Annotated in this window: 10 protein-coding genes; 6 read left to right on the forward strand and 4 right to left on the reverse strand. The window is 71.1% G+C overall.

Annotated elements, in window-relative coordinates; translation table 11 throughout:
• Nucleotides 1–77 precede the first annotated feature (77 nt).
• The 4 genes from IE145_RS01095 to IE145_RS01110 all read left to right on the forward strand — a co-directional run bounded on the left by IE145_RS01095 (nt 78) and on the right by IE145_RS01110 (nt 4175).
• Nucleotides 78–1514, forward strand: a complete 1437-nt coding sequence (locus IE145_RS01095) for an APC family permease (RefSeq protein WP_229825168.1) — start codon at nt 78–80, stop codon at nt 1512–1514.
• 306 nt (nt 1515–1820) lie between these two features.
• Nucleotides 1821–3044 (forward strand): exodeoxyribonuclease VII large subunit, encoded by a 1224-nt coding sequence (gene xseA / locus IE145_RS01100; RefSeq protein ID WP_189517939.1) that lies wholly within the window; start codon nt 1821–1823, stop codon nt 3042–3044.
• Nucleotides 3045–3110: 66 nt separating this feature from the next.
• Nucleotides 3111–3359 (forward strand): exodeoxyribonuclease VII small subunit, encoded by a 249-nt coding sequence (locus tag IE145_RS01105; protein ID WP_189517941.1) that lies wholly within the window; start codon nt 3111–3113, stop codon nt 3357–3359.
• Nucleotides 3360–3584: 225 nt separating this feature from the next.
• Nucleotides 3585–4175, forward strand: coding sequence for a malonic semialdehyde reductase (locus tag IE145_RS01110; RefSeq protein ID WP_096627195.1), 591 nt, complete (start codon nt 3585–3587; stop codon nt 4173–4175).
• 117 nt (nt 4176–4292) lie between these two features.
• Here the strand turns inward: IE145_RS01110 and IE145_RS01115 are convergent, their stop codons facing one another.
• Nucleotides 4293–4805 (reverse strand): DUF4245 domain-containing protein, encoded by a 513-nt coding sequence (locus tag IE145_RS01115; RefSeq protein ID WP_229825244.1) that lies wholly within the window; start codon nt 4803–4805, stop codon nt 4293–4295.
• A gap of 202 nt (nt 4806–5007) precedes the next feature.
• Here IE145_RS01115 and glpX point away from each other — a divergent pair, with 202 nt between their 5' ends.
• Complete coding sequence (gene glpX / locus IE145_RS01120; RefSeq protein ID WP_189517945.1) at nt 5008–6039, forward strand: class II fructose-bisphosphatase; 1032 nt, start codon at nt 5008–5010, stop codon at nt 6037–6039.
• A gap of 79 nt (nt 6040–6118) precedes the next feature.
• Here glpX and IE145_RS01125 read toward each other — a convergent pair whose 3' ends face one another.
• Together IE145_RS01125 and IE145_RS01130 are read right to left on the reverse strand one after the other, a co-directional pair.
• The gene (locus IE145_RS01125; RefSeq protein ID WP_006127250.1) at nt 6119–6490 is read right to left on the reverse strand and encodes a WhiB family transcriptional regulator; all 372 of its coding nucleotides are present in this window, start codon (nt 6488–6490) and stop codon (nt 6119–6121) included.
• A 171-nt stretch (nt 6491–6661) separates the two neighbouring features.
• The gene (locus IE145_RS01130) at nt 6662–7357 is read right to left on the reverse strand and encodes a DUF1707 SHOCT-like domain-containing protein (RefSeq protein ID WP_189517947.1); all 696 of its coding nucleotides are present in this window, start codon (nt 7355–7357) and stop codon (nt 6662–6664) included.
• Nucleotides 7358–7535: 178 nt separating this feature from the next.
• Here IE145_RS01130 and IE145_RS01135 point away from each other — a divergent pair, with 178 nt between their 5' ends.
• A complete protein-coding gene (locus tag IE145_RS01135) occupies nt 7536–9203 on the forward strand; it encodes a fumarate hydratase (protein WP_189517949.1) in 1668 nt (555 codons plus the stop codon).
• 108 nt (nt 9204–9311) lie between these two features.
• Here the strand turns inward: IE145_RS01135 and IE145_RS01140 are convergent, their stop codons facing one another.
• A complete protein-coding gene (locus tag IE145_RS01140) occupies nt 9312–10313 on the reverse strand; it encodes a LuxR C-terminal-related transcriptional regulator (RefSeq protein WP_189518579.1) in 1002 nt (333 codons plus the stop codon).
• Nucleotides 10314–10339: the final 26 nt, after the last annotated feature.

Raw genomic sequence — 10339 nt, forward strand, 5'->3', positions numbered from 1 at the left:
ACCGGACGGGCGCCATGACGGCCAGGTGGACAGACTGGTCGTGAGGTGCGGTCACGGTCGGTGAGGGTGGAGGGTTCATGGCGTCGTCGGTCCCGGGGAGCGGAAGCGGGAAGGGCAGCGATAGCGGAAGCGGCAGCGGCAGCGGCAGCGGCAGCGGCAGCGGCAGCAGCGTTCAGGAAGGGCGGTTGCGGCGGACTCTCGGGTTCCGGGATCTCGTCGTCTACGGACTCCTCTTCATCGCCCCCATGGCCCCCGTCGGCATCTTCGGCACCCTGGACGCCAAGTCCGGCGGTGCGGTCGCCCTCGTCTATGTGGTGGCCACCGTCGTCATGGGGTTCACCGCCTTCAGCTACGCCCAGATGGTGCGGGTCGCGCCCTTCGCGGGCTCGGTCTTCACGTATGCCCGCAAGGGGCTCGGGGAAGGGCCCGGGTTCATCGCGGGGTGGATGGCGATGCTCGACTATCTGCTGATCCCGGCCGTCGCCTACCTCTTCTCCGGGATCGCGATGAACGCCCTGGTCCCCGAGGTGTCCCGGTGGGTGTGGACCGCGATCGCCGTACTCGTGACGACGCTGCTCAATCTCCGGGGCGTACGGGCTGCCGCCCGGGTCGGGTTCGCCGTGCTGGCCATGGAGATCGTGGTGCTGCTGGTCTTCGTGGTGTCGGCCGTGGTCGTTCTCGTACGGGACGGGGCACAGCGCGGGTGGCTGACGCCGTTCACCGGGGACGCGGCGTTCTCCATGGCGGCGGTGCTGGGCGCGGTCTCGGTGGCCGTGCTGTCGTATCTGGGGTTCGACGCCATCGCCTCGTTCGCGGAGGAGGTGACGGGCGGCTCGCGGAAGGTGGCGCGGGCGGTGCTGTTCTGCCTGGGCCTGACAGGTGTGCTGTTCATCGCCCAGACGTATCTGGCGGCGCTCCTGGAGCCGATGACTTCGGCGGAGCTGGCGGCGGAACCGGCGGCACAGGGGTCGGCCTTCTACGACGCGGTGGATGCCTCGGTGGGGAGCTGGCTGCACGATCTGGTGGCGGTCAGCAAGGCGATCGGCGCCGCGTTCGCCGCGCTGGCGGGGCAGGCCGCCGCCGGCCGGCTCGTCTTCGCGATGGCCCGGGAGCGGCGGCTGCCGCACCTCCTCGCCAAGGTCGACCCGAAGTCGGGCGTGCCACGGCTCGCGATTCTGGGGGCGGCGATCGTGACGCTGGTGGCGGCGGTGTGGGCGGCCCGGCGCGACGACGGGCTGGACCATCTGGTGTCGGTCGTCGACATCGGGGCGCTGACGGCGTTCGTGCTGCTGCACGCGTCGGTGGTCGGCTGGTTCGTCGTACGCCGGATGGCCGGGGAGCCCGTGTGGTGGAAGCACGTGCTGGTGCCGGTGGTGGGGGCGGGGATCCTCGTCGCCGTCATCGTGGAGGCCACGACGAGCGCGCAGGTGGTGGGGCTGTGCTGGCTGGGCGTCGGGTTCGTGGTCCTGGCGGTGCAGGGGGCGGGGGCGCGGGGGGCCGGGAGCGGGCGGTAGACGGGCCTGTCCCTGTGCCGTGAGAGGGCCTGTCCCTGTGCCGTGAGGGGCCCTTGTCCCTGTGCCGTGAGAGGGCCTCCTCCCGTGCGGTGAGAGAGCCTGCTCCCGTGCGGTGAGGGTCTCCCGGTTCCCGCACAGCGGGCGCTGTTCCCGCACAGCGGGCGCTGTTCCCGCACGACGGACGCTGTCCCGTCGGGTGGTGTTCCGTGCAGCGGGCGCGGGTGGAACGTTCCGCCTGCAGCGGGTATGCCGGTCGTCTTCGCACGGCGCCCTCCGCTGTCGGCGGTGCCCTATACGCTCGGGCGCATGGCTCTCAACACGTCCGCGGAAGCGCCGCTGCCCGTCGGCGAGGTGTCCCGGCTCATCGGGGGGTGGATCGACCGGCTCGGCGCCATCTGGGTGGAGGGTCAGATCACCCAGCTGTCGCGGCGGCCGGGGGCCGGGGTCGTCTTTCTGACGCTGCGCGATCCGTCGCACGACATCTCGGTGAGCGTCACCTGTTTCCGGCAGGTCTTCGACCGGATCGCCGACGTGGTGACGGAGGGCGCGCGCGTCGTCGTCCTCGCGAAGCCCGAGTGGTACGCGCCCCGGGGGCAGCTGTCGCTGCGCGCCACCGACATACGGCCGGTCGGCATCGGCGAGCTGCTCGTGCGGCTGGAGCAGCTCAAGAAGTCGCTCGCCTCCGAGGGACTCTTCGCGCTGGACCGGAAGAAGTCGCTCCCCTTCCTCCCCCAGCTCATCGGTCTCGTCTGCGGGCGGGCCTCCGCCGCCGAGCGCGATGTCCTGGAGAACGCCCGCCGCCGCTGGCCCGCCGTGCGCTTCGAGGTCCGCAACACCGCCGTGCAGGGGGTGAACGCGGTCGCTCAGGTGGTGCAGGCGGTCGAGGAGCTGGACGCGATGGCCGAGGTCGACGTGATCGTCGTCGCCCGGGGCGGCGGCAGCGTCGAGGATCTGCTGCCGTTCTCCGACGAGCAGTTGATCCGGGCCGTGGCCGCCTGCCGTACGCCGGTGGTCTCCGCGATCGGCCATGAGCCGGACTCCCCGCTGCTGGACCTGGTCGCCGATCTGCGCGCCTCCACGCCCACGGACGCGGCCAAGAAGGTCGTCCCGGACGTGGGCGAGGAGCTGGAGCGCGTACAGCAGTTGCGGGACCGGGCGCTGCGGACCGTACGGGGGCTGCTGGACCGCGAGGAGCGGGGGCTCGCGCACGCGCTGGGCCGTCCCGCGATGGAGCGGCCCCAGCGGCTGGTGGACGAGCGCGAGGCCGAGGTGGACGCGCTCGTCGGGCGCGGCCGCCGGGTGCTGGGCCATCTGCTGGACCGGGCCGACTCCGAGCTGGCGCACACGCTCGCCCGGGTCGTCTCGCTGTCGCCGGCCGCGACCCTGGAACGGGGTTACGCCGTGCTCCAGCGGCCCGACGGCCATGTCGTGCGCTCCCCCGACGAGGCCGGGGCGCCCGGCGAGCCACTGCGGGCGCGGGTGTCGGAGGGCGAGTTCACGGTGCGGGTGGACGGGGGCGGGGACGGATGAGTCGCCCCGTCGGCGGCCGGGGCCGTGCCCACGATGACGTAACAGCTCACATTTAGGGTGGATCACATGACGGACGACGGTACGGCGGCGACTGCCGCCGCCACGGGCACGCTCGGGTACGAGCAGGCGCGCGACGAGCTGATCGAGGTCGTGCGCCGGCTGGAGGCGGGCGGTACGACGCTGGAGGAGTCGCTGGCCCTGTGGGAGCGGGGCGAGGAGCTGGCGAAGGTCTGCCGGCGCTGGCTGGAAGGTGCCCGCGCCCGGCTGGATGCGGCCCTGGCCCGCCCGCAGGACGGTGGCGACGACGAGGGCTGAGCCCCCGGACCCGGACCCGGCGAACCACCACGCCCGGCCGCCGGTGAACCACCACGCCCGGCCACGGCGAGCCGCCGAGCCCACCGAGCCCGACCCCGGCGAATTTGTTGCACCATGCAATGGTGTGGAATGGATCACTCGTCGGCCCGTTTAGTTGAAAATTCACCTATCTCTGGCGTACCTTCGAGTCCTCCCCACCGCGTCCGTTCGGAAGGTTTGCACCAGATGTCCCTCGTTCTCGACCCCGCCGCCCAGGACCTCCTCTTCCGCGAGGCCCGCACCGCCAACACCTTCACCGACGAGCCCGTGACCGACGAGCAGGTCCAGGCGATCTACGACCTGGTGAAGTTCGGCCCGACCGCCTTCAACCAGTCGCCGCTGCGTGTCGTCCTGGTCCGCTCCGCCGAGGGTCGCGAGCGCCTGGTGCAGCACATGGCCGAGGGCAACCGCCCGAAGACCGCCACCGCCCCGCTGGTCGCGATCCTGGCCGCCGACAACGAGTTCCACGAGGAGCTTCCGGCGCTGCTTCCGCACTTCCCGCAGGCCAAGGACCTCTTCTTCTCGGAGCGCCCGGCCCGTGAGTCGGCCGCCGGCCTCAACGCCGCGCTCCAGGCCGCCTACTTCATCATCGGCGTCCGCGCCGCCGGTCTGGCCGCCGGCCCGATGACCGGCTACGACGCCGCGGGCATCCAGAAGGAGTTCCTGGACGGCGACCACACCCCGCTGATGGTCGTCAACATCGGCAAGCCGGGCGAGGACGCCTGGTTCCCGCGCAGCCCGCGCCTCTCCTTCGACGAGGTCGTCACCACCGTCTGATGCACGTCACCGTCCGGGGCACGTCACGCGGTCCCCGGGCGTACGCGAAGGGCCCCGGAACACCATCACCTGGTGTTCCGGGGCCCTTCGCGTACGCCCGCCGAATCGCGTCGCGCGTCAGGAAGCAGGCGTAGCCGGCGTCGCGGGCGGCGTCGTCCTCAGCGCCTTGGCCATCTCGACCAGGCTCTCCTTCGGCGCCGAGCCGGTCACCACCGTCGTGTGGCCCTTCCCGGGCAGGACGAGGGCGTTGTACTTCTCGCCCTCCCAGACCTGCCACTCCTTGCCCGCCACCGTCTCGGTGCGACCGGTGTCCTTCGCCTTCCGGCTGACCTCGGGGACGTACGTGCGCGCGGCGGCGGTGGACTGCTCGACCGCGACGTACCTGCGGTCCGCGTCGAGGAAGCCCAGGTGCCAGGCCTTGCCCCCGGCCTCGTCGTAGCGGACGGAGGTGGCCTTCCACTGCTCCGGCAGGCCCTCCGGCGCGGCCACCGGATAGGGGGCGGCGGTCCGTACCGTCGCCAGCTCCACGGTGAAGTCGACCGCCTTGAGCGGGTCGGCGTGCTCGTCCTTGGGGATGAAGAGGTATATGACCCCCGCGCAGGCGGCGATCACCAAAGTCGACAGGAACATGTCCCGGACTGTCTGCTTGCCTCGCTTGCTTGCCACGGGTCCATGGTGGCACGCGGCCTGACACGCCCGGCCGCAGGGTGCCGGTCGGCGGTGGCGACGCCGGGGCGCTCATGCGTGACCCACCCTGCTCATTTTATCGACCTACCGATAGAGTCACAGCACCCTCATATCCGGTCGTCGCCGTACAGAAAGGTGCGCTCCGATGTCCGAGCATCATCTGCCGTCCCCTCTGGAGGTCTCTCCGGAGGCCCCCGACCGCAACCTCGCCCTGGAGTTGGTCCGGGTCACCGAGGCCGCCGCCATGGCGGCCGGGCGCTGGGTGGGCCGCGGCGACAAGATCGGCGCCGACGGCGCCGCCGTGAAGGCCATGCGGACCCTCGTCTCGACCGTCTCGATGAACGGCGTCGTCGTCATCGGCGAGGGCGAGAAGGACGAAGCCCCCATGCTGTTCAACGGCGAGCGGGTCGGCGACGGCACCGGCGCCGAGGTCGACATCGCCGTCGACCCGATCGACGGCACCACGCTCAACGCCAAGGGCATGCCGAACGCCATCGCCGTGCTGGCGGCGGCCGACCGCGGCGCGATGTTCGACCCGTCGGCGGTCTTCTACATGGACAAGCTGGTCACGGGGCCCGAGGCGGCGGACTTCGTCGACATCAACGCGCCCGTGGCGGTGAACATCAGGCGCGTCGCGCGGGCGAAGAACTCCACGCCCGAGGACGTCACCGTCGTCATCCTCGACCGGCCCCGGCACGAGGGCATCGTCAAGGAGATCCGGGAGACCGGGGCGCGGATCAAGTTCATCTCGGACGGCGATGTCGCGGGCTCGATCATGGCGGCCCGCGAGGGCACCGGCGTCGACCTGCTGATGGGCATCGGCGGAACGCCCGAGGGCATCATCTCGGCGTGCGCCATAAAGTGCCTCGGCGGCGTCATCCAGGGCAAGTTGTGGCCCAAGGACGAGGCGGAGCGGCAGAAGGCGCTGGACGCGGGCCACGACCTGGACCGGGTGCTCTCCACCGACGACCTGGTCAGCGGCGACAACGTGTTCTTCGTGGCGACGGGGATCACCGACGGTGAGCTGATGCGCGGTGTGCGGTACCGCGCGGAGACGGCGACCACCGAGTCGATCGTGATGCGGTCCAAGTCCGGCACGATCCGGTCGATCTCCTCGACGCACCGGCTGTCGAAGCTGCGCGCCTACAGCGCCATCGACTTCGACCGCGCGCAGTAGCCGACGCCCGGGGCGCGCAGCGTACGCGAAGGGGGTGCGGGGAGCCGATTCGCTCCCCGCACCCCCTTCGCGTACGCGTTCAGCCCGCCGCGGCTATGCGCTCGGCCGTCGTCGTGGCCGTGAGCTCGATGTCCCGCCGTCGCCGCCGGGCGAGCGCCACCCGGCGCTCGGCCGCGGTGAGCCCGCCCCACACCCCGTACGGCTCGGGCTGCATCAGCGCGTGCTCCCGGCACTCGATCATGACCGGGCATCCGCCGCACACCCGCTTGGCGGCCTCTTCGCGGGCCAGCCGGGCGGCGGTGGGTTCCTTGGAGGGGGCGAAGAAGAGGCCCGCCTCGTCGCGACGGCAGGCCGCCTCCGAATGCCAGGGGCCCGCATCGTCCTCCCGGGCGGGGGTCCGCTGGGCCGGAACGGCGGCGACCTGCAGAGGCTGATGCGGCGATTGCAGCACGGGCTACTCCTGACGACGGCTACGGCTACGGCTTCGCGAGCGAGAGTCGATGCAGCACTCCCTACCCGCTGTGCGTACGCCTATGCACTGAGTGGCACCGGCGCGCGACTCACCGCAATGCGCCCCTGCGGCTTTCTGGCCGATTACCGCGGGGTCGCCCGTCGGGCGTATTCAGTGGCCGAGGTGTTTACGCAGCCGCTTCTGGAGATCCGCGACGAACTTTCCCCGCTTCGGCTTCGCCTCCACACTCCCGAACACGGCATAGCCGTTCACGACGACGACCGGGGCTTCCGGGTCGGTGGATTCGAGCGACTTCACCTCGAAACCGCCGAACACACCGGTTCCGTTGCCGCGCAGCGAGATGTTCTCCGGGACGCGGACCTCGACGCTGCCGAAGATGGACGTCGCATTGATGACCGTGAAGCGTTGGCCGAAAAGCGCTTCCGTCAGATCGATCTCCACGCTGCCGAAGAGCGCGAAGGCGTTCGTCCGGCCGCCGACCCGCCAGCGCCCCTTGCGGACGGAGCTGCTGAAGACCGCGACGAGATTGTCCGCGGGGCCTTCCGGGGCCTCGGGGCCGTAGCTGTACGGGCGCGGACCGGGGCTCTGCGCGGTGGAACCGGAGGAGGCGGGCAGGTCGCGGACCAGCGGCTGGAGTTCGCCGACGGTCTTGGCCCGGTAGACCAGATCCACCCGCTCGGCATGTTCGTCCGCCGTCAGACGGCCCTCGGCCATCGCCTCCCGCAGGATGTCCGCGATCCGGTCGCGGTCGGCGTCGGAGGCACGGATGGCGTCGCCGTTCAGGACGTCGGCGGGCGGTGGGACGGCCGGCTCGCGGGGCTGCTGGGGCTGCTTCTCTAGGTCCACCGGCCCAGCGTACCCAAACGCGATAGATCGCGACTACCCCTCCGCCCGGCGTGCCCCCGCCGGGCCCGGGTCCAGGTGAGCCATACCTCACAGGATCCTCGCGAAGGCGGCGTTCTACCCTGGTGGACGCGCTGCCCGAGGGAGGTCAGCCGCTGTCGCCGAGTGAGGAATGGCCGTCATGGCAGAGTTTGCGTACTCCGATCTGCTCCCCCTGGGGGAGGACACCACGCCGTACCGTCTGGTGACCGCCGAGGGTGTGTCCACCTTCGAGGCCGACGGCCGTACGTTCCTCAAGGTCGAGCCGGAGGCCCTGCGCACGCTGGCCGCCGAGGCGATGCACGACATCTCGCACTATCTGCGCCCGGCCCACCTGGCGCAGCTGCGGCGGATCGTCGACGACCCGGAGGCGTCCTCCAACGACAAGTTCGTGGCGCTGGACCTCCTGAAGAACGCGAACATCGCCGCCGCGGGCGTCCTGCCGATGTGCCAGGACACCGGGACGGCGATCGTCATGGGCAAGCGCGGGCAGAACGTGCTGACCGAGGGCGGTGACGAGGAGGCCCTCTCGCACGGCATCTTCGACGCGTACACCAAGCTCAACCTGCGCTACTCGCAGATGGCCCCGCTGACCATGTGGGACGAGAAGAACACCGGCTCCAACCTCCCGGCCCAGATCGAGCTGTACGCCACCGACGGCGGCGCGTACAAGTTCCTGTTCATGGCGAAGGGCGGCGGCTCGGCCAACAAGTCGTTCCTCTACCAGGAGACCAAGGCCGTCCTGAACGAGGCCTCCATGATGAAGTTCCTGGAGGAGAAGATCCGTTCGCTGGGGACCGCGGCCTGCCCGCCGTACCACCTGGCGATCGTGGTCGGCGGTACGTCGGCGGAGTTCGCGCTGAAGACCGCGAAGTACGCCTCCGCGCACTACCTGGACGAGCTGCCGGCCGAGGGCTCCCCCACCGGGCACGGCTTCCGGGACAAGGAGCTGGAGGAGAAGGTCTTCGAGCTGACGCAGAGGATCGGGATCGGCGCGCAGTTCGGCGGCAAGTACTTCTGCCACGACGTGCGCGTGGTGCGCCTGCCCCGCCACGGCGCCTCGCTCCCCGTCGCCATCGCCGTCTCCTGCTCGGCCGACCGCCAGGCCACCGCGAAGATCACCGCCGAGGGCGTCTTCCTGGAGCAGTTGGAGAAGGACCCGGCGCGCTTCCTCCCCGACACCACCGACGAGCACCTGGACGAGGCCGGGGACGTCGTGCAGATCGACCTCAACCGGCCGATGGACGAGGTGCTGGCCGAGCTGACGAAGTACCCGGTCAAGACCCGGCTCTCGCTGACCGGACCGCTGGTCGTGGCCCGTGACATCGCGCACGCCAAGATCAAGGAGCGGCTGGACGCGGGCGAGGAGATGCCGCAGTACCTCAAGGACCACCCGGTGTACTACGCGGGCCCGGCGAAGACGCCCGAGGGGTACGCCTCCGGTTCCTTCGGCCCGACGACGGCCGGCCGGATGGACAGTTACGTGGAGCAGTTCCAGGCGGCGGGCGGCTCCAAGGTGATGCTCGCCAAGGGCAACCGCAGCAAGCAGGTCACCGACGCCTGCGGCGCCCACGGCGGCTTCTACCTCGGCTCGATCGGCGGCCCGGCGGCCCGGCTCGCCCAGGACTGCATCAAGAAGGTCGAGGTCGTCGAGTACGAGGAGCTCGGCATGGAGGCGGTCTGGAAGATCGAGGTCGAGGACTTCCCCGCGTTCATCGTCGTCGACGACAAGGGCAACGACTTCTTCACCGAGCCCGCCCCGGCTCCGACGTTCACCAGCATTCCGGTGCGGGGGCCGGGTCTGGCCTGACCCCATGACCTGTGCGAAGGGGCCCACCCGTGCGGGGTGGGCCCCTTCGGCGTCCCGCGGCGTCTCTCCGTGTCTCTCCGCGCGCCTCTCCGTGCCTCTCCGCGCCGCTCAGTCGTCCAGCAGGCCCGATGTCGCGACCAGGTAGCCGAGTTGGGCCCGGCTGTTGCTGCCGAGCTGCTCGGAGACCTTGCGCATGTGCTCGGCGACGCTGCGGCGGCTCATCCCGATCCGGCGGGCGATGGCGGCGTCCGTCTCGCCGTTGACGACGGCCTGGAGGATCGCGCGCTGGAGGTCGGAGGTGACGACGGGGGTGCGCACCGGGGCGCGTTCGGGGCGTACGGGCACGGCGCGGGACCACGCCTCGTCGAAGTGGCGGACCAGGAAGCGGACCAGCGACGGGTGCCGGACGCGCAGGGCGGTGTGCGGCTCGTCGGAGTACGGGATGAAGGCGAGGTCCCGGTCGAAGACGATGAACCGGTCCATGACCTCGGGCAGGGTCCGGATCTCGGCCCCTTCGGCGGTCACCTGCTCGATGTAGGCGAGCGTGGTGCGGTCGGAGCGGACGGTGTGCTGATAGAGGGTGCGCTGCCGGATGCCGCGCCGCAGGTTGCTCAGATCGCGCGGGAGGGACTGCTCCAGGGCGTGGGCGGGGCGGCCGCCGCCGGGGTGGGCGGTGCGGACCTCGGCGCGGCAGCCGCTGACCCCTGCGTCCAGGGCCTTGCTGATGACGGCCTCGCCGGAGAGCCGGGTGAGGGCGGGGCGTTCGGGCCGGTGGACCTCGGCGTAGAGGCCCTCGAAGGCGGCGAGGGTGGCGCGGGCGGAGCGCAGGGTGCGGCGCTGCTCGACGATCGCCTCCTCGATCGGGGCGAGCGCGGCGTACGAGGCCGTCTCCGGCGGTACGGGGATGAGGCGGCCGGGTGAGTCCCGGTCGGCGACGAGCAGGTGCAGGGAGAGCAGACAGGGGGGTGCGGCGGCGGCCGGGAGGCGGCCCTGCGTGAGCGCACGGCGATAGGTCGCGAGCGCCGCCTCGCAGGGTTGTTCCGGTATCGACCGGTCCGAGGGTGATTCACGGCAATCACCTACCGGTGAGGGGGAATGATCGTCCTTCACAAGCATGCAGATTACCTTTGTGCAAT

The sequence above is a fragment of the Streptomyces sindenensis genome (assembly GCF_014649035.1).
In the GTDB taxonomy this organism is placed as follows: Bacteria; Actinomycetota; Actinomycetes; order Streptomycetales; family Streptomycetaceae; genus Streptomyces; species Streptomyces sindenensis.